22 protein-coding genes and 1 riboswitch are annotated in these 22,778 nt (G+C 72.3%); of the genes, 12 read left to right on the top strand and 10 right to left on the bottom strand.

Annotation, left to right across the window (positions count from 1 at the left end):
- Positions 1-107 precede the first annotated feature (107 nt).
- On the bottom strand, positions 108-518 hold the full coding sequence (locus ACZ45Q_RS00895; RefSeq protein ID WP_468254268.1) for a CBS domain-containing protein: 411 nt from the start codon (positions 516-518) through the stop codon (positions 108-110).
- 158 nt (positions 519-676) lie between these two features.
- Complete coding sequence (gene hisN, locus ACZ45Q_RS00890; protein ID WP_468253644.1) at positions 677-1,477, bottom strand: histidinol-phosphatase; 801 nt, start codon at positions 1,475-1,477, stop codon at positions 677-679.
- A 438-nt stretch (positions 1,478-1,915) separates the two neighbouring features.
- On the opposite strand from hisN, the gene ACZ45Q_RS00885 reads away from it, so the two are divergent.
- Positions 1,916-2,527, top strand: coding sequence for a TetR/AcrR family transcriptional regulator (locus tag ACZ45Q_RS00885; RefSeq protein ID WP_468253643.1), 612 nt, complete (start codon positions 1,916-1,918; stop codon positions 2,525-2,527).
- A gap of 44 nt (positions 2,528-2,571) precedes the next feature.
- Here the strand turns inward: ACZ45Q_RS00885 and ACZ45Q_RS00880 are convergent, their stop codons facing one another.
- From ACZ45Q_RS00880 to ACZ45Q_RS00865, 4 genes are all read right to left on the bottom strand, one after another.
- Complete coding sequence (locus ACZ45Q_RS00880; protein WP_468253642.1) at positions 2,572-2,895, bottom strand: DMT family transporter; 324 nt, start codon at positions 2,893-2,895, stop codon at positions 2,572-2,574.
- A 111-nt stretch (positions 2,896-3,006) separates the two neighbouring features.
- A complete protein-coding gene (gene rsgA / locus ACZ45Q_RS00875) occupies positions 3,007-4,017 on the bottom strand; it encodes a ribosome small subunit-dependent GTPase A (protein ID WP_468253641.1) in 1,011 nt (336 codons plus the stop codon).
- A 12-nt stretch (positions 4,018-4,029) separates the two neighbouring features.
- On the bottom strand, positions 4,030-5,346 hold the full coding sequence (gene aroA, locus ACZ45Q_RS00870) for a 3-phosphoshikimate 1-carboxyvinyltransferase (RefSeq protein WP_468253640.1): 1,317 nt from the start codon (positions 5,344-5,346) through the stop codon (positions 4,030-4,032).
- Positions 5,347-5,466: 120 nt separating this feature from the next.
- Complete coding sequence (locus tag ACZ45Q_RS00865) at positions 5,467-6,225, bottom strand: M50 family metallopeptidase (RefSeq protein ID WP_468253639.1); 759 nt, start codon at positions 6,223-6,225, stop codon at positions 5,467-5,469.
- 63 nt (positions 6,226-6,288) lie between these two features.
- Here ACZ45Q_RS00865 and ACZ45Q_RS00860 point away from each other — a divergent pair, with 63 nt between their 5' ends.
- From ACZ45Q_RS00860 to ACZ45Q_RS00815, 10 genes are all read left to right on the top strand, one after another.
- Positions 6,289-7,104 (top strand): SOS response-associated peptidase, encoded by an 816-nt coding sequence (locus ACZ45Q_RS00860; protein WP_468253638.1) that lies wholly within the window; start codon positions 6,289-6,291, stop codon positions 7,102-7,104.
- 100 nt (positions 7,105-7,204) lie between these two features.
- Entirely contained in the window at positions 7,205-7,870 is a 666-nt protein-coding gene (locus ACZ45Q_RS00855) for an alpha/beta hydrolase family protein (protein ID WP_468253637.1), read from the top strand.
- Between the two features lie 259 nt (positions 7,871-8,129).
- Positions 8,130-8,813: an RNA polymerase sigma factor SigR gene (gene sigR / locus ACZ45Q_RS00850; protein WP_468253636.1), complete on the top strand. Its 684-nt coding sequence runs from the start codon at positions 8,130-8,132 to the stop codon at positions 8,811-8,813.
- Positions 8,810-9,121, top strand: a complete 312-nt coding sequence (gene rsrA / locus ACZ45Q_RS00845; protein WP_468253635.1) for a mycothiol system anti-sigma-R factor — start codon at positions 8,810-8,812, stop codon at positions 9,119-9,121. Before sigR ends, rsrA begins: the two co-directional genes overlap by 4 nt.
- Before the next feature lie 184 nt (positions 9,122-9,305).
- Positions 9,306-10,634: an HD-GYP domain-containing protein gene (locus ACZ45Q_RS00840; RefSeq protein ID WP_468253634.1), complete on the top strand. Its 1,329-nt coding sequence runs from the start codon at positions 9,306-9,308 to the stop codon at positions 10,632-10,634.
- A gap of 607 nt (positions 10,635-11,241) precedes the next feature.
- Positions 11,242-12,489: an HD-GYP domain-containing protein gene (locus ACZ45Q_RS00835; protein WP_468253633.1), complete on the top strand. Its 1,248-nt coding sequence runs from the start codon at positions 11,242-11,244 to the stop codon at positions 12,487-12,489.
- A gap of 114 nt (positions 12,490-12,603) precedes the next feature.
- Positions 12,604-13,584 carry a tetratricopeptide repeat protein gene (locus ACZ45Q_RS00830; RefSeq protein WP_468253632.1) on the top strand — a complete coding sequence of 327 codons (981 nt, stop codon included), beginning with the start codon at positions 12,604-12,606 and terminating at the stop codon, positions 13,582-13,584.
- 154 nt (positions 13,585-13,738) lie between these two features.
- Complete coding sequence (gene def / locus ACZ45Q_RS00825; protein ID WP_468253631.1) at positions 13,739-14,389, top strand: peptide deformylase; 651 nt, start codon at positions 13,739-13,741, stop codon at positions 14,387-14,389.
- A gap of 300 nt (positions 14,390-14,689) precedes the next feature.
- Positions 14,690-15,775, top strand: a complete 1,086-nt coding sequence (cyc1, locus tag ACZ45Q_RS00820; RefSeq protein WP_468253630.1) for an epi-isozizaene synthase — start codon at positions 14,690-14,692, stop codon at positions 15,773-15,775.
- A complete protein-coding gene (locus tag ACZ45Q_RS00815) occupies positions 15,772-17,148 on the top strand; it encodes a bifunctional albaflavenone monooxygenase/terpene synthase (protein ID WP_468253629.1) in 1,377 nt (458 codons plus the stop codon). The genes cyc1 and ACZ45Q_RS00815 overlap by 4 nt, the downstream gene beginning before the upstream one ends.
- 19 nt (positions 17,149-17,167) lie before the next feature.
- Here ACZ45Q_RS00815 and ACZ45Q_RS00810 read toward each other — a convergent pair whose 3' ends face one another.
- Positions 17,168-18,133: a GlxA family transcriptional regulator gene (locus ACZ45Q_RS00810; RefSeq protein ID WP_468253628.1), complete on the bottom strand. Its 966-nt coding sequence runs from the start codon at positions 18,131-18,133 to the stop codon at positions 17,168-17,170.
- A 92-nt stretch (positions 18,134-18,225) separates the two neighbouring features.
- On the opposite strand from ACZ45Q_RS00810, the gene ACZ45Q_RS00805 reads away from it, so the two are divergent.
- Positions 18,226-18,474, top strand: a complete 249-nt coding sequence (locus tag ACZ45Q_RS00805; RefSeq protein WP_468253627.1) for a hypothetical protein — start codon at positions 18,226-18,228, stop codon at positions 18,472-18,474.
- On the opposite strand, the gene ACZ45Q_RS00800 is transcribed toward ACZ45Q_RS00805, so the two are convergent.
- The 3 genes from ACZ45Q_RS00800 to ACZ45Q_RS00790 form a co-directional block, all read right to left on the bottom strand.
- Complete coding sequence (locus tag ACZ45Q_RS00800) at positions 18,387-19,343, bottom strand: ribonucleotide-diphosphate reductase subunit beta (protein ID WP_468254267.1); 957 nt, start codon at positions 19,341-19,343, stop codon at positions 18,387-18,389. The two genes, ACZ45Q_RS00805 and ACZ45Q_RS00800, sit on opposite strands and share 88 nt — an antisense overlap.
- A 62-nt stretch (positions 19,344-19,405) precedes the next feature.
- Positions 19,406-21,790: a ribonucleoside-diphosphate reductase subunit alpha gene (locus ACZ45Q_RS00795; protein ID WP_468253626.1), complete on the bottom strand. Its 2,385-nt coding sequence runs from the start codon at positions 21,788-21,790 to the stop codon at positions 19,406-19,408.
- A 123-nt stretch (positions 21,791-21,913) separates the two neighbouring features.
- A riboswitch (cobalamin riboswitch) is annotated at positions 21,914-22,056 on the bottom strand.
- A gap of 87 nt (positions 22,057-22,143) precedes the next feature.
- Positions 22,144-22,650 carry a GNAT family N-acetyltransferase gene (locus ACZ45Q_RS00790; RefSeq protein WP_468253625.1) on the bottom strand — a complete coding sequence of 169 codons (507 nt, stop codon included), beginning with the start codon at positions 22,648-22,650 and terminating at the stop codon, positions 22,144-22,146.
- Positions 22,651-22,778: the final 128 nt, after the last annotated feature.

The following is a 22,778-nucleotide window of genomic DNA, read 5'->3' as shown; positions in this document are numbered from 1 at the left end:
CGGCGGGCCGGATCCCCTTCGACGGGGGTCCGGCCCGTTTCGTGCGTACGGGGCCGGGGGCCGGGGTTGGGCTCTACGGGGACGGGCCGGGCTCTACGGGGACGGGGTCAGGCCGGGATCTGCTGGGCCGTGTGGGCCCGCTGCCGTACCGGCGCCCAGCAGCGGATGATGTCGCGCACCGAGACGATGCCGGCCGGCTCGCCGTGGTCCAGTACGACGAGGTGGCGGAAGCCGCCGTGCGCCATCGCCGAGGCCGCCTCCTCCAGGGTCCAGGTCGGGGCGGCGAACACGACGTCGTTGGTGGTGTGGGCGTGGGTGCGTTCGGTGTCCGGGTCCTGGCCCAGGCCGACGGAGTTGAGGATGTCGCGTTCGGTGAGGATGCCGATGCCGCCGGCGTCCGGGTCGTGGACGATGGCGGCGCCGATCCGCCGGGCGGCCATCAGGGCGGCGGCCTGGCGGAGCGTGTGATCGGGGCCGATGGTGAGGACGACCGTGCTCATGGCGTCGCGGACGAGCATGAAGAGAGCCACCTCCTAGGAATCCATGAGCTAGTTCATGGATTCACAAGTTCACAAGTGGGGGGACTCTCAGAGTTGCAGGTAAAGCGGGGGTCAACAAGGGGGCGCTCGGTGCTTCCTCGCCGCGGGCGCGTGTGCGGTGGCGCGTGCCGTGCGCTTCAGTAGCGCTGGTTGAGGTAGCCGAGCAGCTCGTCGTGGAGCAGGCCGTTCGACGCGGCGGCGTTGCCGCTGTGCGGGCCGGGGCGGCCGTCGAGGCCGGTGAAGCTGCCGCCGGCCTCCGTCACGACGATCGCGTTGGCGGCCATGTCCCACAGGGACAGCTCCGGTTCGGCGCACATGTCGACCGAGCCCTCGGCGACCATCATGTACGGCCAGAAGTCGCCGTACGCGCGCGTGCGCCAGACCTCGCGGGTCAGATCGAGGAAACCGTCGAGCCTGCCCTGCTCCTCCCAGCCGGAGAGGGAGGAGTAGGCGAAGGAGGCGTCGGAGAGCTGCGAGACGCGCGAGACCTGGAGCCGGGTGGCCGAGGTCAGGCTGCGGCCGGTGAAGGCACCGTTGCCCTTCGCGGCCCACCAGCGGCGGCCCAGGGCGGGGGCGGAGACCAGGCCGACGACGGGCTGGTAGCCGCCCTCGGCCGCTTCCATCAGGGCGATCAGGGTGGCCCAGACCGGGACGCCCCGTACGTAGTTCTTGGTGCCGTCGATCGGGTCGATCACCCAGCGGCGGGGGCCGGTGCCCTCGACGCCGTACTCCTCGCCGAGGATCGCGTCGCGGGGGCGGGCGCGGGCGAGGTGGCCGCGGATGAGTTCCTCGGCGGCTTTGTCGGCTTCGCTCACCGGGGTCATGTCCGGCTTGGTCTCGACCTTGAGGTCGAGGGCCTTGAAGCGGTCCATCGTCGCCGCGTCGGCGGCGTCCGCGAGGACGTGGGCGAGGCGGAGGTCGTCGAGGTAGTCCGGCATGCGGCAACGGTATCCGGCGGGGGTTGGGCGGGGCCAGCAGGGGCGTTGGGGTGGGCGTGGGCGGTGGGGTGCGGGCGAGCCTGCGGGGTGGGGCAGGGGCGTGGAGGTGGGCGTGGGCCGAGTGCGGGGCGTGGGTGCGGAGGGTGGGTGCGCAGCCCGGCGCGAGGGGGTGCCTCCCCCAGAGGGGGTACCCCCGGCGCCCACCCTCCCCCACTCTCGGCTTCGCTCGAGCGGGAGGTACCCCCACCGCCCTGGGGGCACCTCCCAGGCCGTCCAGGCACTGGGGGAGGCACGACTGCCCGCAGCTACGGGAGCTGTGGCAGTTGCGCGGCACGGCTGCCCGCAGCTGCGTGGCGACGAGGTGGCGGTATGGGGGGTTGACAGTGGGTTTGGGGGCGTCAACTCTGTGGCGCAGAGTTGCCCGCCCCGAGGGAGGCGATGATGCCTGCAGCGCGGGAATCCCTGCTCGACGCCGCGTACACGGCGCTGGCTCGCCGGCCGTGGTCGGCCGTGCGGATGGTGGACGTGGCGGCTTCCGCCGGGGTGTCCCGGCAGACCCTCTACAACGAGTTCGGGAGCAAGGACGGGCTCGCGCGGGCCCTCGTGCGCCGGGAGGCGGACGGCTATCTGGCCGGCGTCGACCGCGCGCTCGCCGGAACCGGCGATCTGCGTGAGCGGCTCACCGCGACCGCCGAGTGGACGGCGTCCGCCGCCCGCGACAACGCCCTGGTGCGCGCCCTGCTCACCGGCTGCTGGAGCGAGCGGCTGCCCGCCCCGGCGCTGACGCCGGTGCCGTCGTCCTCCGCCGTCCCGGCACAGCGCCGGGCGGACGGGGCGCTGCCCTCACCCGGCGACCTCGTGGTCCTCGTCCGCGACCGCGCCGTGGCGGTGCTGTCCGGACCCGGCGCGTCCCGGCCGGACCTCGCCGAGCTGACCCGCACCTGCGAACTCGCCGTCCGGCTCGCGCTGTCCTGTGTCGCCGCCCCACCCGGCGAGGGCGGCGTCGCCGAGATCGTGCGCAGTGCGCTGCACGGGCAGCCGGCGCCGTAACGGAGCGCGCCGCACCGGCAGCCGGCGCCGTAGCGGAGCGGGGGTCAGTGCGCCGAACCGGACAGCTGGAGGCCGATCACCCCGATGATCACCAGGCTGATCGAGACGATCTTCAACGTGGAGACCAGGTCGCCGAGGAAGACCATGCCGTAGATGGCCGTGCCCGCCGCGCCGATGCCGGTCCACACCGCGTAGGCGGGGCCGACGTCGAGCCGCTTCAGGGCGAGGGTCAGCAGACCGAAGCTGCCCAGCGCGAAGGCGGCGAACGCGATCGTCGGCCACAGCCGGGTGAAGCCGTGCGACAGCTTCAGGCACACCGCGAAACCGGTTTCGAGCAACCCGGCCACTATCACCAGCAGCCACGCCATGTGCAGTCCTCCCGTGGGTGTCACGTACCGTGACCGCTTTGCTCTGGGTTGGTTCCGGCTTGGTGCGATTATGCACTTACCGGCGTCCTGCCATGGCAAACAACGCGAAGGTCAGTCACCTTCCTTCCGCTCCCGCGTCGACAGCAGCCGGCGCAGCGAGTAGAGACGGGCCGGATCGGCGTGGCCGTCGGCCGCCCAGGCGTCCAGCGCGCAGTCGGGCTCGTCGTGACTGCACGCGCGCGGGCAGCCCGCCGTGCCGGGCTCCAGGTCGGGGAAGGCGTGGATCACGCGCGACGGGTCGATGTGGGCCAGCCCGAAGGAACGGACGCCGGGGGTGTCGACCACCCAGCCCTCGGCCCCGGCCAGGGGCAGCGCCAGCGCCGAGGTGGTGGTGTGCCGGCCCCGGCCCGTGACCGCGTTGACGTGCCCTGTCGTACGCCGCCGCTCCTCCGGCACCAGCGCGTTGACCAGGGTCGTCTTGCCGACGCCCGAGTGGCCGACGAAGGCGGTGACCTTGCCGCCGAGATGCTCGCGGACCCGGTCCGCCGCGCCGCCGCCGTCCAGCTCCGCACGGCTGGTGACGACGTAGGGGATGTCCAACGCGCCGTACAGCTCCAGCAGTTCGTCCGGCGGGGCCAGGTCCGACTTGGTCATGACCAGCAGCGGTTCCAGACCCCCGTCGAACGCGGCCACCAGGCAGCGGTCGATCAGGCGCGGGCGGGGCTCCGGATCGGCCAGGGCCGTGACGATCGCGAGCTGGTCGGCGTTGGCCACGACGACCCGCTCGTAGGGGTCGTCGTCGTCCGCGGTACGGCGCAGCACCGACGTGCGCTCCTCGATGCGGACGATCCGCGCCAGCGTGTCCTTCTTGCCGGTCAGATCGCCGACCAGCGCCACCCGGTCACCGACGACCGCCGCCTTGCGGCCCAGCTCCCGGGCCTTCATCGCCATGACCACCCGGTCCTCGACGAGGCAGGTCAGCCGACCCCGGTCCACGGTGAGGACCATGCCCTCGGCGGCGTCCTCGTGCTTGGGCCGGATGTGCGTCCGGGGCCGGTTGCCCTTGCGGTTGGGGCGGGAGCGGATGTCGTCCTCGTCGGTGTGCTTGCCGTAGCGGCGCATGGTGCTGAACTCCTATGCCCCGAGCATCCCGGTCCACAGCTCGGGGAAGTCCGGCAGCGTCTTCGCCGTGGTCGCCACGTTCTCGATCTGCACGCCCTCGACCGCGAGGCCGATGATCGCCCCGGCGGTCGCCATGCGGTGGTCCTCGTACGTGTGGAAGATCCCGCCGTGCAGCCGGCGCGGGCGGATGTGCAGGCCGTCGGCGGTCTCCGTGACGTCACCGCCGAGTTCGTTGATCTCCTTGGTGAGCGCGGCCAGTCGGTCCGTCTCGTGCAGGCGCAGGTGCGCCACACCGCGCAGCGTCGACGGGGAGTCCGCCAGCGCGGCGACGGCGGCGATGCCCGGGGTCAGCTCGCCGACCTCGCTCAGGTCCACGTCGATGCCGTGCACGGCACCCGAACCGGTGAAGACCAGGCCGTAGTCGGTCAGTTCGCAGGAACCGCCCATCTCGGTGAAGATCTCGCGCAGCCGGTCGCCGGGCTGGGTGGTGCGGGCCGGCCAGTCGGGGACGACCACCTTGCCGCCGGTCACCAGCGCCGCCGCCAGGAAGGGCTGGGCGTTGGACAGGTCCGGCTCGATGGTCAGGTCCCGGCCGAGCAGCGCGCCCGGGGTCACCCGCCACACATTCGGCTCGCCGCCCGACTCGGGGGTGTCGACCTGGGCGCCGACCGAGCGCAGCATGTCGACGGTCATCCGGATGTGCGGCAGCGACGGCAGCGTGGCGCCGGTGTGCCGGACCTCCACGCCCTGGTTGAAGCGCGGCGCGGACAGCAGCAGGGCGGAGACGAACTGCGACGACGAGGACGCGTCGACCTCCACGGGGCCGCCGTCCAGGGCGCCGCCGCCGTGCACGGTCAGCGGGAGCGCGCCGCGGCCGTCGTCGTCGATCCGGGCGCCGAGGACGCGCAGGGCGTCGATCACGCCGTGCAGCGGGCGCTCGTACGAACGGGGGTCGCCGTCGAACCGGACGGGGCCGTCGGCGAGCGCGGCGACCGGCGGCAGGAACCGCATCACGGTGCCGGCGTTGCCGACGTCGACCGTGGCCGGGCCGCGCAGACCCGACGGGATCACGCGCCAGAACTCCCCGGTGCCGTCGGGGCCGACGCCCTCCTCGATGCCGATGCCCATCTCCCGCAGGGCGCCGGCCATCAGCAGGGTGTCACGGGAGCGCAGCGGGCGGCGCAGCCAGCCGGGCTCGGAGGCGAGGGCGGCCAGCACCAGGGCGCGGTTCGTGACGGATTTGGACCCCGGCACGTGGACCGTCGCGTCGACGGCTCCGCTCGCGTGCGGGGCGGGCCAGAGGGCGGTGTCTGCGGGGTTCGAGGCCATGGCCCCCACTTTAATGGCTGGGGGCGACGGGGGATCTTGATCAGAAGCGGTACAGCGTGGCCGGTGTCCGGCCGGTCCGGACCGCGTGGCCGGTGTCCGGCCGGTCCGGCGGACCGGGGCTCACACCTCCAGCAGCCAGCGCGCCCCGCCGATCAGCGAGCACAGCGACACCGCGTGGAAGAGGAAGAACCACACCCCGGCCGGCGCGTGCGTCAGCCGGGCCAGTTGGTCCGCGTCCGAGTCCCCGGCACCGCCGCGCGCCCGCTTGGCCTGGAGCTCGAACGCCGGACGCACCCCGCCGAGCAGCAGGAACCACACTGCCGCGTACGCGAACGCCGCCTGCACCTGCGGCCCGGCCAGCCAGGACACCAGCACGAACGTGCCGCCGGTGACGAGGACGGTCAGCGCCCCGTAGGCGTTGCGGATCATCACCAGCAGGGCCACGAGCAGGGCCGTCGCCAGCCACAGCAGCAGCGTGATGCGTCCCGACGCCAGCAGCGCGGCGCCGCCGAGGCCGAGCAGCGGGGGAGCGGTGTACCCGGCCGCCGCGGTCAGGATCATGCCCAGGCCGTGCGGCTTGCCGCGGCTGACGGTCAGCCCGCTGGTGTCGGAGTGCAGGCGGATGCCGGTCAGCGTGCGCCCGGTGAGCAGCGCCACGAGACCGTGACCGCCCTCGTGGGCGATCGTGATCGCGTTGCGCGCCGTGCGCCACGCCACGTGCGGCACGACGACGGCCAGCGCGGCGACCAGGGTCGCGACCACCACCCACAGGTCGGGGTCGGGCTGGGTGCCGGTGATCTCGTCCCACACGGAGGTGAGCGACGCGGCGGCGGTGCCGACCGGGCTCATGGCCGTGAGCGGATTCAGGTGCGGGTCCATGTGCGGGTCCATGTTGTGGTGAGGGCCCCTCCCGTTGGCGCGGAGTCTGGCAGTGTTGCACGTATGTGCGGACGGTATGCAGCCAGTCGTCGACCGGAGGATCTCGCGGGAATCTTCGAGATCGAGAAGTGGGAGCCCGAGGAGACCCTGGAGCCCGACTACAACGTGGCCCCCACCAAGGAGGTCTACGCCGTCCTGGACCGCCCTCTGAAAGACGCCCCCGACCCGCGCCCGGTTCGTCAGCTGCGGAAACTGAAGTGGGGCCTGGTCCCGTCCTGGGCCAAGACGCCCGAGGGCGGCGCCCGGATGATCAACGCGCGCGCCGAGACCGTGCACGAGAAGCCGTCGTACCGCCGTGCCTTCGCGACCCGGCGCTGCATCCTGCCCGCCGACGGCTACTACGAGTGGGTCACCGGCACGCAGGAGCGGGACCTGGAGGTCGAGGGCCGCAAGAAGCGCCCGCGCAAGCAGCCGTACTTCGTGACCCCGGCCGACGGGTCGGTGTTCGCCATGGCCGGGCTGTACGAGTTCTGGCGGGACCGGACGCTGCCCGACGACCACCCGCAGGCCTGGTGGGTGACGTGCTCGGTGATCACCACGGAGGCCGAGCAGAGCCCGCTCGCGGTCGCACCGGCCGAGGGCCCGCGCTCGCTGGCCGACATCCATCCCCGGATGCCGCTGATGCTGACCCCGGACCGCTGGGACGCCTGGCTGGACCCGGCGCGGACCGACGTCGACGACCTGACGTCGCTGCTGGCGCCGCCGCCCGCCGGGCTGATGCGGGCGTACCCCGTGGCCACCGCCGTCAGCAACGTGCGCAACAACGGCCCGGAGCTGCTGAAGGAGCTGGAGGCGCCGGAAGAGGGCACACTCTTCTGACGTGACCCGCGAGACTCCCGAGAACAGCGAGACGAACGAGGCCGGTGGGACCAAAGGGACCCAAGGGACCAAAGGCGCCGGTGGGACTATCGACGCTCCCGTGACCACCGAGTCCGGCGAGACCGCCGACGCCCCGGTGACCACCGAGACCGTCGAGACGGACGCCGGTCCGGCCCGCATCACCTGGCACCGCGCGCCGGACGCCCGGCTCGTGCTGGCCGCGAGCCATGGCGCCGGCGGCGGCATCGAGGCCCGTGACCTGCGGGCCCTCGCCCAGGCGCTGCCCGGCCACGGCATCACCGTCGCCCTGGTCGAGCAGCCCTGGCGGCTGGCCGGCAAGAAGCTGGCGCCCGCGCCGAAGACGCTGGACGCCGGCTGGCGGGGCGTCTGGCCCGCGCTGGCCGCGCCGGGCCTGCCGGTGATCTCCGGTGGCCGCAGCGCCGGGGCCCGGGTCGCCTGCCGCACCGCCGCCGAGCTGGGCGCCCACGCCGTCCTGGCCCTGAGCTTCCCGCTCCACCCGCCGGGCAGGCCCGAGAGGTCCCGCGCCGAGGAACTGCTCGGCGCCGGCGTGCCCACCCTCGTCGTCCAGGGCGGCAACGACCCCTTCGGCAAGCCCGAGGAGTTCCCCGAGGGCGACTACGAACTGGTCGAGGTGGCGTACGGCGACCACGGCTTCGCCGTGCCGAAGCGGGCGCCGGTCGGCCAGGACGAGGCGCTCGCCGTGATCACCGACGCCGTCGTCGCGTGGACCGGGTCACTCGGATGAACCCCCGGGAATGACGCGGGACCCCGCCGCGTTGTGCCGGGCGTACGTTGCTGAAAGCACCAGCACCGACGCCGTGGGAGAGGAAGTCCGCCGCATGGGTTCGATCTACTGCCCGAGCCGCAGCAGCCGCACTGACCTGGACTGGACGGTGCTGCACGCGGCCAAGACCGCTCCTATTCGGGCGGCGGGCGGACCGGATCGTCGTCTATCCTCCGATTCTGGCGGGACCGGTGTCGGCCCCGCGCAGACTCTTGAGGAGGTGGGTCCGGTCACCGGTACCGACGCAGGGACCGAGAACGGCCAGGCGGAGCAGCCCGAGGGCCGGGGTACGGGCACGGAGACGACCGAGGAGCGCAGCGCGCGCTTCGAGCGGGACGCGCTGGAGTTCCTCGACCAGATGTACTCGGCGGCCCTGCGCATGACGCGCAACCCCGCCGACGCCGAGGACCTGGTGCAGGAGACCTACGCCAAGGCGTACGCCTCGTTCCACCAGTTCCGCGAAGGAACCAACCTCAAGGCGTGGCTGTACCGAATCCTCACGAACACCTTCATCAACTCCTACCGCAAGAAGCAGCGCGAACCCCAGCGCAGCGCGGCCGAGGAGATCGAGGACTGGCAGCTGGCGCGCGCCGAGTCGCACATGTCGACGGGTCTGCGCTCCGCGGAGTCGCAGGCGCTCGACCACCTGCCCGACTCGGACGTCAAGGAAGCGCTCCAGGCGATCCCCGAGGAGTTCCGCATCGCCGTGTATCTCGCGGACGTCGAGGGCTTTGCCTACAAGGAGATCGCGGACATCATGGGGACACCCATCGGTACGGTGATGTCCCGGCTGCACCGGGGCCGCCGTCAGCTGCGCGGCATGCTCGAGGACTACGCGCGCGAGCGCGGCCTCGTCCCGGCCGGCGCCGGGGAGTCGAACGAAGCGAAAGGCTCGGGCTCATGAGCTGCGGAGAGCCGCACGAGACGGACTGCAGTGAGGTCCTGGACCACCTGTACGAGTTCCTCGACAGTGAGATGCCGGACGTCGATCGCGAGAAGTTCCAGCACCACTTCGAGGAATGCTCGCCGTGCCTGGAGAAGTACGGCTTGGAGCAGGCCGTGAAGAAGCTGGTCAAGCGGTGCTGCGGGCATGACGACGTGCCGGGCGACCTGCGGGCCAAGGTCATGGGGCGGATCGATCTGATCCGCTCCGGGCAGGCCGTGCCCGACCACGACGTCACCGCGTCCCCGGCCACGCCGCAGGAGTCGTAGACCTCCGCACGGGGCACGACCACGACCACGACCAAGACCTCGTGGGCCCCGTGAACGACCCCTGCAGGGGAGTCGCGAACCCCTCGTGCGTCACCCGAACGTGCTAATCCGCGGGTTATCGGCCCGCCCGCCTCCCCCGTCTCCCTAGGCTCCGGAGCCTGAGGGACCTGGCCGGGGAGGACACATGGAGGTGGTACCGCCACGGGCGCGTGTCTACGTCGCCGGTGCCGCCGTCGCCGCCCTGGTCTGCCTGAGCCCCTTGCCGTCGTTGCACACGCCCTGGTGGGCGGTGCTGCTGCTGTCCGTGGTCTACGCCGGCTGCGAGCACGCGGCCCGGCGGCGTTACACCGGGACCTGCTACCCCGTCCTGCTCGCCGGAGCGTTTCTGCTGCCGGCGCCGGCCGCGGCGCTCGTCCCGCTGCCCGGGGCACTGCTGTCCTCGGTGGATCAGGGGGCGCCCGCGCTGCGCCGGGTCTGGCGCGCCGCGCAGCTCGCGCTCGCCGTGTGGGCCGCGGCCCGGGTGCACTGGGAGTGCGGCGGGCGGGACGCCGTCGTGGCGCCCGACTTCCCGTACGCGCTGGTGCCCGCCGGTGCCGCGGTACTGGTCTTCTGCCTGGTGCTGACCGTCCTGGACGGCGGCATCCTGGCGCTGGCGGAACGCGTCCCACTGCGCCGGGCGTGGCGGGGGCTGCTCGGGCGCTCGCTCGCCCCGATCGCCGTGCACGGGCTCGCCGGGCTGATGATGGCCGTGCTGTGGCGCAGCCCGTACGGTCCCGTCGCCGCCCTGCTGGTGCTGCTGCCGATGTGCGTCGCCTGGTGGGCGTTCGCCCAGTACAACCGCGAGCAGGCCGCGCACCAGGCGACGATCCGCGCGCTCGTGCAGGCCGTCGACATCAAGGACGGGTACACCCGCGGGCACAGCGAGCGGGTCGGCCAGGCGTCGATGATGATCGCCCGTGAGCTGGGCATGGACGAGGAGCGGGTGGAGGTGCTCCGCTTCGCCGGGATCCTGCACGACGTGGGCAAGCTCGGCGTCCCCACCCGCCTGCTGCGCAAGGACGGGCCGCTCACCCCCGAGGAGCGGCGGGTGATCGAACTGCACCCCGAGTACGGGCACGAGATGGTGCGCGGCATCCGCTTCCTCGGCGAGGCCCGGGCCGCCGTACTGCACCACCACGAGCGGCTGGACGGCAGCGGCTACCCCTACGGCCTGGTCGGCAGCCAGATCCCGGAGTCGGCGCGGGTGGTGGCCGTCGCCGACGCCTTCGACGCGATGACGTCCACCCGCTCCTACCGCCGGGCCCGGCCCGTCGCCGCGGCCGTGGCGGAGCTCCAGCGGTGCGCGGGCGCCCAGTTCGACCCGCGGATGGTCGCGGCGCTGGTGCGCTCGCTGGGCAGGTACGGCTGGCATCCGCAGGTGACGGCCGACGGCGCGGAACCCGGCCCGGTCCTGCCGTCCACCAGATCCATCACGGATCGGCGGGACAGCGTCGGACGGGGGGCGGCGTCATGACGTCCCGCCGCCCGGCCCACGCAGCCGCTGCACGAGCACACCGGCCTGCGCTCCGGATCGCGAGAACACGAGCGCACCGGCCTGCGCACCGGACCGCGAGAACGCCGGACGAGCCGGTCGGCCGCCGCGGGACACCGCGCGCCGGATGGCGCGGCGCCGCCGGAGGGTGCGGTGGTGCCGGGTGGCGGGGCGCCGCCGGAAGGCGTGGCGGTGCCGGAAGGTGGGTCGGCGCCGGGGGGCGGGGTGACGCCGGGCAACGGAACGCCGCCGGGCAACGGAACGCCGCCGGGCAACGGAACGCCGCCGGGCAACGGAACGCCGCCGGGCAACGGAACGCCGCCGGGGGGCGCGGCGGCGCCGGGTGGCGCGGCGCCGCCGGAGGGTGCGGTGGTGCCGGGTGGCGGAGCGCCGCCGGAAGGCGTGGCGGTGCCGGAAGGTGGGGCGGCGCAGGGGGGCGCCGTGGTGCCGTATGGCGGGGTGACACCCGACAACGGAGCGCCGCCGGAGGGTGTGGCGGCGCCGGATGGCGGGGTGGCGCCGGACGGTGGGGCTCCGCCGGGCGGCCGGCCCCCGCCCGGTGGCCGGGTCGCGCCGGGCGGGGGCCGGCATGACGTACTCGCGGGCCGTCGTCGTTCCCCTGCTGATCCATGCCGGTGCCGGCTGCGTCGCTCTGTGCTGTCTGCTGTCCGTGCTGTGGACCGGGCTCTCCGAGCGTCCCGTCGCGCTGGCATTCGGCGCGTTGATCGCGGTCGGTGAGCTGACCCGCCGGCCCGGCGCCGAGGTCCGGGAGTCCGCTCCGCTCGGGACCGCCGGGGCACTGGCGTACGCCCTGCTGGGGGAGAACGCCGGCCGGCCCACCGGGCACGGCGTCGCCGAGACCGTCGCCGTCGTGCTCGCCGCCTCGCTGCTCGGCAGCGTGCCGCACATCGCGCGGGGGCGCGGGGCCGGCCTGGACCACCTCGCGCGCCGGGTGCTCACCGTCGCCTTCGCCGCCGTGTGCTTCCAGCCCCTGTTCAACGCGGGCGCCCTGCGCGACCTGGACGGCCACGTCTACGCGCTGCTGCTGCTCGTCCTGCTGACCCTGACCGCCCTGTGCGACGCCGTGCTCGCCGCGGCGCCCGCGCACGCCCGCACCGGCTGGCCGTTCGGCCCGCTGCTGCGCGAGGAACTGCGCAGCATGGGCGGAATCACCTCCGCGGTGTGCGCCACCGGCGCGGTGATGGCACTCGCGGTGGCCGTCGTCGGGCTGTGGGCACTGCCCGTCTTCTCGGTGCCGCTGCTGCTCACCCAGCTGTCCTACCGGCGCTACGCGGCCGTCCGCGCCACCTACCGGCAGACCATCGCCTCGCTGGCCCGGGCGACCGAGATCGCCGGGTACACGCCGACCGGGCACGCCCGCCGCGTCGCCGCGCTCAGCGGCGCCGTCGGACGGGACCTGGGACTGTCCGGGCCGGAACTGACCGTGCTGGAGTACGCCGCCCTCATGCACGACATCGGGCAGCTCAGCCTGGTCGACCCGGTCCCGGCGGGCGCCACCGCCGCACTGCCCGCCGCCGAACGGCGCCGGATCGCGCTGCTCGGCGGCGCCGTGGTCCGCCAGACCGGCGTCGACCCGGCCGTCGCGGTGGTCGTCGAGCGGCAGGCCGACCCCTACCGCGAGCAGCCCGTCGCCGCGCGGATCGTCCGGGCGGTCAACGCCTACGAGGAGAAGGTGCGCGACGCCGGTCCCGGCGGGGCCCTCGCGGCACTGGAGGAACTGCGCCTCGGCACGGCCGGCGACTACGCCCCCGACGTCGTGGAATCCCTGGCCCGTGTGCTGTCCCGGGGCTGTCTTACGTCCCGTGTGGTTGGGTAACCCATGGGTAATGAGCGCCCCTCCAGCCGTACGTGGTTTGATGCGCAGGAGAGGGTGTCCGGGGGCGCAGAACGGCACAGCCAGCCCACTGAACGGAACTGGCAGGCGGGAATCGTGAGGATCTTCGGCAAGGGACGGCACCGGCCCTCCGCCTCCTGGCGGCAGGCCACCGACCGCGCGTTCACGCTGATCGGCGACGGTCGCTACGAGGACGCGGGGGCACTGCTGACACGGGCCGCCGATCTGGAGCCCTGGCTGTCGGAGTCGTGGTTCAACCTCGCGCTGCTGCACAAGTTCCGGCACGACTGGGAGCAGGCGCGCACCGCCGGTCTGCGGGCCGTCGCGCTGCTCGACCGGGACACCGGGGCGCCCGACTGGTGGAACGTCGGCATCGCCGCGACCGCCCTCCAGGACTGGCCGCTGGCCCGCCGGGCCTGGCAGGCGTACGGGCTGCGGATGCCCGGCGGGGCCACGGACTCCGGGGAGCCGGCCGGGATGGAACTGGGCAGCGCGGCCGTCCGGCTGTCCCCCGAAGGGGAGGCCGAGGTGGTGTGGGGGCGGCGGCTGGACCCCGCCCGGATCGAGGTGCTGTCGATCCCGCTGCCGTCCTCGGGGCGGCGCTGGGGCGAGGTCGTCCTGCACGACGGGGTGCCGCACGGCGAGCGGACCACCGCGGCCGGGCACTCCTTCCCGGTCTTCGACGAGATCGAGCTGTGGGCGCCGTCGCCGGTGCCCACCTGGGTGGTGCTGCTGGAGGCGGCCACCGAGGCCGACCGGGACGCCCTGGAACAGCTGGCCGCCGACGCGGGCTTCGCGGCCGAGGACTGGTCGTCGTCCGTGCGGCTGCTGTGCCGGATGTGCTCGGAGTCCCGGATGCCGTCGGACGAGGGCGACGGCGAGCACCTCGACCCGCACGACCACAGCGAGCCGGGGCATCCCGGGCCGCTCGGCCACCGGACCGACGGGCAGTTGTGGGTGCCGGAGCGGGAGTGCGGGGTGGCGGCGCCGGCGTCCCTGGTACGGGGGCTGCTGGACGGCTGGGTCGCGGACAGTCCGGACTCCCGGGACTGGCGGGATCTGGAAGAGGTGTGCTGATCTCCCGCACCGGGTGCGGGGTCGTCGTGGCTGGTCGCGCGCAGGGCGGTGGGGCCGCGGGCCGGCACGGTCCCGCGCCCCTTCCAGGCGCGCGTTGCCCGTACCCTGTATCGAGCAGTAACCCCCGTTTCAGTGAGGAAGGCGTACGTCGGTCATGGCGCAGCAGGACACCGATCAGCAGAACGCGGGCGTGCTCCCGGTGGACGACGAGGGGTACGTCATCGACACGGAGGACTGCGAGGAGCGCGAGACGGCGTGGCGCGAGCGCGGCACCTCACGGCCCATCACGGTGGTCGGCAACCCGGTGCTGCACAAGGAGTGCAAGGACGTCACCGACTTCGGCGAGGAGTTCCAGCAACTGGTCGCCGACATGTTCGCCAGCCAGCGCACCGCCGAGGGCGTGGGCCTGGCCGCCAACCAGATCGGCGTCGACCTGAAGGTGTTCGTCTACGACTGCCCCGACGACGAGGGCGTCCGGCACGTCGGCGTGGTCTGCAACCCCCGGCTCGTCGAACTGCCCGCCGAGCGGCGCCGCCTGGACGACAGCAACGAGGGCTGCCTGTCCGTGCCGACCGCCTACGCGCCGCTCGCCCGACCCGACTACGCCGAGGTGACCGGGCAGGACGAGAAGGGCAACCCGATCAAGGTGCGCGGCACCGGCTACTTCGCACGGTGTTTGCAGCACGAGACCGACCACCTGTACGGGTACCTCTACATCGACCGGCTCTCCAAGCGTGAACGCAAGGACGCGCTGCGGCAGATGGCCGAGAACGAGCCGCGCTACCCCGTGGTCGCCAACGACTGACCGCTGCGCGGGGACATCCCCGTCAGCCTCCCCGGCCTCTTCTTGCACGGCGCCCGTTCGATCCCTCCGAGCGGGCGCCGTTCGTCCTGCCGTCGTGTGTTCGACGCCCGTTGCTCTCCTGGTGATCGGGAACCTGCCACACAACAGGAGAATCCCGGCACCCCGGGGTAGTGAATGGAGCAAATCCGTTCCCAGAACGGTCAGTTGTAGTGCTCAATGGGAACGGCGGGGATACGCAACGGCGCACGCCCCGCTCAGCGGGAGGGGTGCGCCATCGGCGGCTGAGAGAGGGGTCTGTTCGTGCATGCTTTCTCACACGGCACCACATCGACACCGACGGCGATCGCAGTTCCGTCATCGCTCCGTCTGCCCGTGATCGAGGCAGCGTTTCCCCGGCAGCTCCATGATTATTGGCCAAAGCTCCAGGAGAAGACGCGTACCTGGTTGCTGGAAAAGCGGCTGATGTCCGCGGACAAGGTCGCGGAATATGCCGATGGCCTGTGCTACACGGACCTCATGGCGGGGTACTACCTCGGTGCCCCCGACGAGGTGCTCCAGGCGATAGCCGACTACAGCGCCTGGTTCTTCGTCTGGGACGACCGGCACGACCGCGACATCGTGCACGGCCGGCCCGCCGCCTGGCGGCGGCTGCGGCAGAGGCTGCACACGGCACTGGACTCACCGCAGCACCACCTGCACCACGAGGACCCGCTGGTCGCCGGGTTCGCCGACAGTGTGGCGCGGCTGTACTCCTTCCTGCCCGCCACCTGGAACGCCCGGTTCGCCCGGCACTTCCACACGGTGATCGAGGCGTACGACCGGGAGTTCCACAACCGGAGCCACGGCATCGTCCCGGGCGTGCAGGAGTATCTGGAGCTGCGCCGGCTCACCTTCGCGCACTGGATCTGGACCGACCTGCTGGAGCCGAGCGCGGGTTGCGAACTCCCCGACCCGGTGCGAAAACACCCGGCATTCAGGCGGGCCGCGCTGCTGAGCCAGGAATTCGCCGCCTGGTACAACGACCTCTGCTCACTGCCCAAGGAAATTGCGGGCGATGAGGTGCACAATCTCGGGATCAGTCTCATCACTCATGAGGGGCTGACCCTCGAAGAGGCGATCGTGGAAGTCCGGCGACGCGTAGAGGAATGCATATCCGAATTCCTCGAGGCCGAGCAGGAGGCATTACGGCTCGCCGACGAACTCGCCGACGGCACGGTGCGCGGAAAGGAACTCGGCGTCGCGGTGCGGGCCTGTGTGGGCAATATGCGGAACTGGTTCAGTTCGGTCTACTGGTTCCACCACGAGTCCGGCCGGTACACGGTCGACGCCTGGGACGACCGCTCCACGCCCCCGTACGTCAACAACGAAGCGGCAGGTGAGAAATGACCCTCGACTCCGCACACCCCGAGACCCGGGACGGCCGGACGGCCGCCCTGCGCGAACCGCCCGTGGCGGGCGGTGGCGTCCCGCTCCTCGGCCACGGCTGGAAGCTGGTCCGCGACCCGCTGGCCTTCATGGCCCAGCTGCGCGACCACGGAGACGTGGTCCGGATCAAGCTCGGCCCGAAGACGGTGTACGCCGTCACCACGCCGGCCCTCACCGGCGCCCTGGCGCTGAGCCCCGACTACATCATCGCCGGTCCCCTGTGGGAGTCCCTGGAGAGCCTGCTCGGCAAGGAGGGCGTGGCCACCGCCAACGGCCCGCTGCACCGGCGCCAGCGGCGCACCATCCAGCCCGCGTTCCGGCTCGACGCCATTCCCGCGTACGGACCGATCATGGCCGAGGAGGCGTACGCGCTCGTGGAGCGCTGGCGCTCCGGCCAGGTGCTGGACGTCACCGCCGAGTCCTTCCGGGTGGCCGTCCGGGTCGCCGCCCGCTGCCTGATGCGGGGCAGCTACATGGACGCACGCGCCGAGCGCATATGCACCGCCCTCGCCACCCTCTTCAGCGGCATGTACCAGCGCATGGTCGTCCCACTCGGACCGCTTTATAGGGTGCCGGTTCCGGCCAACCGGGAATTCAACCGGGCGCTGGCCGATTTGCACCTCCTCGTGGACGAGATCATCGCCGACCGCCGGGCAAGCGGTCAAAAGCCGGACGATTTGCTGACGGCTTTGCTGGACGCCACGGACGAGAATGGCGAGCCCATCGGGGAACAGGAGATCCACGATCAGGTCATCGCGATCCTCACCCCCGGAAGCGAAACGGTGGGTTCCACAATCATGTCCCTTCTCCTGGTTCTCGCCGAGCACCCGGAACTCGGGGACAAGATCCGCGACGAGGTGAAAGCGGTCGCCGGTGACCGCCCGGTCGCATTCGAGGACGTCCGAAAGCTGACGTACACCGCGAATGTGGTCGTCGAGACGATGCGACTGTATCCGGCGGTATGGATACTGACGCGGCGCACGGTGACCGAGACGGAGCTGGGTGGATTCCGCATTCCGGAAGGTGCGGACGTCATCTACAGCCCGTACGCCATCCAGCGCGACCGGCGGTCCTACGACCGGCACGAGGAGTTCGACCCCGAGCGCTGGCTGCCGGAGCGGGCGAAAGACGTGCCCAAGTACGCCATGAGCCCGTTCAGCGTGGGCAACCGCAAGTGCCCCAGCGACCACTTCTCGATGGCGGAGCTCACGCTGATCACGGCGGCGATCGCCGCGAACTACCGGTTCGAGCAGGCGCCCGGCTCCGATCCCCGGCCCCGCATCGGCATCACGCTGCGGCCCCGCCGCCTGATGCTGCGCGCCCTGCCGCGCTGACCGGCGCCCCGGCGCACGGTCAGGCGGCCTGCGGGCCCCGGAACGTGCGCCGGTAGGCGTGCGGGGTGGTGCCGAGCGTCCGGACGAACTGGTGCCGCAGTGCCGCCGCCGTACCGAACCCCGTCCGCCACGCGATGGTGTCCATCGTCTCGTCCGTCGCCTCCAGCAGCCGCTGGGCCAGCAGCACCCGCTGGCGCAGCAGCCAGCGGTAGGGAGTCGTGCCCGTCTCCTGCTGGAAGCGGCGGGCGAAGGTGCGCGGGGACATGTGGGCGCGCTCGGCCAGCTGCTCGACCGTGACCTCCTGGTCGAGGTGGCGTTCCATCCAGGCCAGCACCTCGCCCACGGTGTCGCAGGAGGAGCGGGGCAGCGGCCGCTCGATGTACTGCGCCTGCCCGCCGTCCCGGTGCGGCGGGACGACCATCCGGCGGGCGATCTTGTTGGCGACCTCCGGGCCCTGCTCCTTGCGGACCAGGTGCAGACAGGCGTCGATCCCGGCGGCCGTGCCGGCCGAGGTGACCACCGGGTCCTCGTCGACGTAGAGCACGTCCGCCTCGACCGTGGCCCGTGGGAAATGCCGGGCCAGGTCGGCCGCGTGGTGCCAGTGGGCCGCGCAGCGCCGGCCGTCCAGCAGGCCGGCGGCGCCGAGCACGAAGACGCCGGAGCACACGCTGAGCACACGTGCCCCCCGGTCCACGGCCCGGCGCAGGGCGTCCAGCAGCTCGGGCGGGTACTCCCGCCGGGCGTAGTCGCTCCCGGCGGGGACCGCGATCAGGTCGGCCGCCTCCAGCCGGTCCAGGCCGTAGGGCGTGGAGACGGTCAGCCCGCCGACGTGGGTGCCCAGCGCCGGGCCCTCCGCCGAGACCACCGCGAAGTCGTAGACCGGCAGTCCGTCGTCGCTGCGGTCGACGCCGAAGACCTCGCAGAGGACACCGAGTTCGAAAGGGTGCACCCCGTCCAGCAGGACGGCGGCCACGTTGTTCAGCATGCTGCCAGTGTGCCTCGCCGATGGCAGGAAATCGAGGTGTTACGGCAGTCCTGCCACTCCCGGTAAGGAGCATCCGGCGCGACAGTGGTGTCATGACCGGAAACCAGATCGAAGCACTGATCGGCATGCTCGTGACCTTCGGACTCCTCGTCCTCATGGTCCTCCCCTCGCTGATCGGCATCGTGCGCGACCGGCGCATCGACCGTCAGCTCAGGGAGGCCCAGCGGGAGGACCGGGAGGGAGAGGAGACCCCTCAGAAGTCCTCGTCCAGGTCGACGGTGCCCTCCACCGCCACCTGGTACGCCGAGGGACGCCGCTCGAAGAAGTTGGTCAGCTCCTGAACCCCCTGGAGCTCCATGAAGGAGAAGGGGTTCTCCGAGCCGTACACCGGGGCGAAGCCGAGGCGGGTCAGCCGCTGGTCGGCGACGCACTCCAGGTACTGCCGCATCGAGTCGGTGTTCATGCCCGGGAGGCCGTCACCGCACAGGTCGCGCGCGAATTGCAGCTCGGCCTCGACGGCCTCCCTCAGCATGTCGGTGACCTGCTCCTGGAGCCGGTCGTCGAAGAGGTCCGGCTCCTCCTTGCGGACGGTGTCGACCACGTCGAAGGCGAAGGACATGTGCATCGTCTCGTCGCGGAACACCCAGTTGGTGCCGGTGGCCAGGCCGTGCAGCAGGCCGCGGCTGCGGAACCAGTACACGTAGGCGAAGGCGCCGTAGAAGAACAGGCCCTCGATGCACGCCGCGAAGCAGATCAGGTTGAGCAGGAAACGGCGCCGGTCCGACCGGGACTCGAGCCGGTCGATCTCCTCGACCGAGTCCATCCACCGGAAGCAGAACTCGGCCTTCTCGCGGATCGAGGGGATGTTCTCCACGGCCGCGAACGCGGCGGCGCGGTCGTCCGGGTCGGGCAGGTAGGTGTCGAGCAGCGTCAGATAGAACTGGACGTGCACGGCCTCCTCGAACAGCTGCCGGCTCAGGTACAGCCGCGCCTCGGGCGAGTTGATGTGCTTGTACAGGGTCAGCACCAGGTTGTTCGCCACGATCGAGTCGCCCGTCGCGAAGAAGGCGACCAGACGTCCGATCAGGTGCTGCTCGCCGGGCGAGAGCTTGGCGAGGTCGGCGACGTCCGAGTGGAGGTCGACCTCCTCCACGGTCCAGGTGTTCTTGATGGCGTCCCGGTAGCGCTCGTAGAAGTCGGGGTAGCGCATCGGGCGCAGGGTCAGCTCGAAGCCCGGGTCGAGGAGGTTCCGGGCTCGGGTGGTGCTGGTGGTCACTGGCAGGCCTCGCAGGACTCGGGGTTTTCCAGGGAGCAGGCGACGGCCTCGGGGTCCGGGGCCGCCTGGGCGGGGGTGGCGGCGCGGGCCGCGCGGGCGATCCGGGTCGCCGGGCGGGAGCGCAGGTAGTACGTCGTCTTCAGCCCGGACTTCCAGGCGTAGGCGTACATCGAGGAGAGCTTGCCGATGGTCGGCGTCTCGAGGAACAGGTTCAGGGACTGGGCCTGGTCCAGGAAGGGCGTACGGGCGGCGGCCATGTCGATCAGCGCGCGCTGCGGGATCTCCCACGCCGTGCGGTACAGCGCGCGCACGTCCTCGGGGATCCAGGTGAACTCCTGCACCGAGCCGTTCGCCTCGCGCAGCGCCTCCCGGGTGCGGGCGTCCCAGACGCCGAGCCGCTTGAGGTCGTCCACCAGGTAGGAGTTGACCTGGAGGAACTCCCCGGACAGGGTCTCGCGCTTGAACAGGTTGGACACCTGCGGCTCGATGCACTCGTAGACGCCGGCGATCGAGGCGATCGTGGCGGTGGGCGCGATGGCGAGCAGCAGGGAGTTGCGCAGGCCGGTGGTCGCGATCCGCTCCCGCAGCGCCGCCCAGCGCTCCGGCCAGTTCAGCTCCGCGTCGTAGTGGTCGGGGTGCAGGACCCCGCGGGCGGTGCGGGTCTTCTCCCAGGCGGGCAGCGGGCCGTTGCGCTCGGCCAGGCCGGCGGACGCCTCGTAGGCGGCGAGCATGATCCGTTCGGCGATCCGGGTGGAGAGCCGCTTGGCCTCCGGTGAGTCGAACGGCAGCCGCAGGGCGAAGAAGACGTCCTGGAGGCCCATCACACCGAGCCCCACCGGCCGCCACCTGGCGTTGGAGCGGCCCGCCTGGTCGGTCGGGTAGAAGTTGATGTCCACCACCCGGTCGAGGAAGGTGACGGCGGTGCGGACGGTGGCGTCCAGCCGCTCCCAGTCGAGGTCCCCGGCGGCCGGGTCGGCGAACGCGCCGAGGTTGACCGAGCCCAGGTTGCAGACCGCGGTCTCGCCGTCGTCGGTGACCTCCAGGATCTCCGTGCAGAGGTTGGAGGAGTGGATGACGTGACCGGGCTCCGCCGTCTGGTTGGCGGTGCGGTTGGCGGCGTCCTTGAAGGTCATCCAGCCGTTGCCGGTCTGCGCGAGGGTGCGCATCATCCGGCCGTACAGCTCCCGGGCGGGCAGCGTCTTCGTCGCCAGGCCCCGGCGCTCGGCCTCCCGGTAGGCGGTGTCGAACTCCTCGCCCCACAGGTCCACCAGCCCGGGCACGTCCGACGGCGAGAACAGCGACCACTGCGCGTCGTCGGCGACCCGGCGCATGAACTCGTCCGGCACCCAGTGCGCCAGGTTGAGGTTGTGGGTGCGCCGGGCGTCCTCGCCGGTGTTGTCGCGCAGCTCCAGGAACTCCTCGATGTCGCAGTGCCAGGTCTCCAGGTAGACCGCCGCGGCACCCTTGCGCCGGCCGCCCTGGTTCACGGCGGCGACCGAGGCGTCGAGGGTCTTCAGGAACGGGACGATGCCGTTGGAGTGCCCGTTGGTACCGCGGATCAGCGAACCCCGGCCGCGGATGCGGGAGTAGGACAGGCCGATGCCGCCGGCGTGCTTGGAGAGCCGGGCGACCTGGTGGTAGCGCTCGTAGATCGAGTCCAGCTCGTCCCTGGGGGAGTCCAGGAGGTAGCAGGACGACATCTGGGGGTGGCGGGTGCCGGAGTTGAACAGGGTGGGGGAGGAGGGCAGGTAGTCGAGGCGGCTCATCAGGCCGTAGAGGTCCGCGACCTCGTCCACCGAACGGAGCGTGTCGTCCTCGGCGAGACCGGCGGCGACCCGCAGCAGGAAGTGCTGCGGCGTCTCGACGACCTTGCGGGTCACCGGGTGCCGGAGCAGGTAGCGGCTGTGCAGCGTGCGCAGCCCGAAGTAGCCGAACCGGTCGTCGGCGGCCGGGTCGACGAGGGCGTCCAGGCGCTCGGCGTGCAGCCGGACGAACGCGGCGGTGCGGTCGGCGATCAGGCCCTCGCGGTGGCCGACGGCGACGGAGTCGGTGAAGGCGACCACGCCCTGGGACGCGGCCTCGGCGCGGATGCCGATGGTCAGCAGCCGGGCGGCCAGCCGGGAGTAGGCCGGGTCCTCGGAGATCAGGCCGGCGGCGGCCTCCGTGGCCAGCTCGCGCAGCTCGCGGTCGTCGGCGCGGGCGGACCGGCCGCGCAGTGCGGCGGCGGCGACCCGGCCGGGGTCGGCGTCGGGGAGGTCGGCGGTCAGCTCGGTCAGGGTCCGCAGCAGTGCGGCACCGGGCCCGTCGGACTCCTCGGTCACCGGCGTCGGCGCATCCGTCACCGGGTCGGCTGAGGCCGGGTCGGCTGGCGCGATGGTCACGTGGGGCACTCCCTCGCTCGGCACGGGGCCTTGCGGAGGGCAGGGGGCAGCTCACGAGCGCGCGCGGCGTCGCGTCCACCGGCCCATTCCGCGAGGCCCGGACGTCAGGGCACCCGGACCGGACGGCCGGGTGCACTGTCGGCAGGTCCTCGGACTGAACAGGCGTATGGGCACACGACGGGCGTGCGGACACACGCGAGTACACCGTTGCGGGACAGTTCCGGATTCGCACCGGATTCCCCTGCGGCGACAGCGAGCACGAGCATACATCTTGTGCCGTGTTCCGGTGACACCCCCAGATGTTGTGTCCTGGGCGGGGAGCGGCCCAGGCGCCCCGCGGTGGGCCGGTGGTGTCAGAGCGTCAGCCCGTAGGTGATCAGCATGATGTCGTCCAGCTCCGGCAGCGGATTCCAGTCCCGCTCGGGGGTGCGGACGAAGCCCAGGCGTTCGTAGATCCGGTGCGCGGCGTGCATGGTGCGCTGGCTCGACAGCACGATGCGCACGCAGCCCTCGACGGTCCGCGCCCGGTCCAGGCAGGCCCGCACGAGGGCCTCGCCGGCACCCCGGCCACGGGCGGCCCGGTCCACGGCGAGCATCCGTATCTCGGCCTCGCCGGGCCCGGCGATGTCCGCCATGGGCCCGCCGGACGGCACGAAGGTGACCCCGCCCAGCAGCCGCTCGCCGTCCACGGCGACCAGCACCTCGGCCGCCGCCGCCCGCTTCGCCACGTCCCTCAGCTCACCGAGGTAGGCGTCGCTCTCCCCGAAGTCCAGCAGCCCGTCCTGGAGATAGGCCTGCGCGGTGATCTCACCGACGGCGGAGTACTCGGCGGGGTCGGCCCGCCGGATGACGATGTCCATGGGCCCGAGTCTGCCCGAGGGGTACGACAACGGGCCGCCGGTTTTCCCACCGACGGCCCGTGGACAGCGCCCCGAAAGGGGCGCGGGGAACTGCGCGACCGGCCACGACGAAACCCGCAGCCGAACCG

The sequence above is a fragment of the Streptomyces sp. NPDC031049 genome, from assembly GCF_055571015.1.
This window is presented reverse-complemented; position numbering and strand designations above follow the sequence as displayed.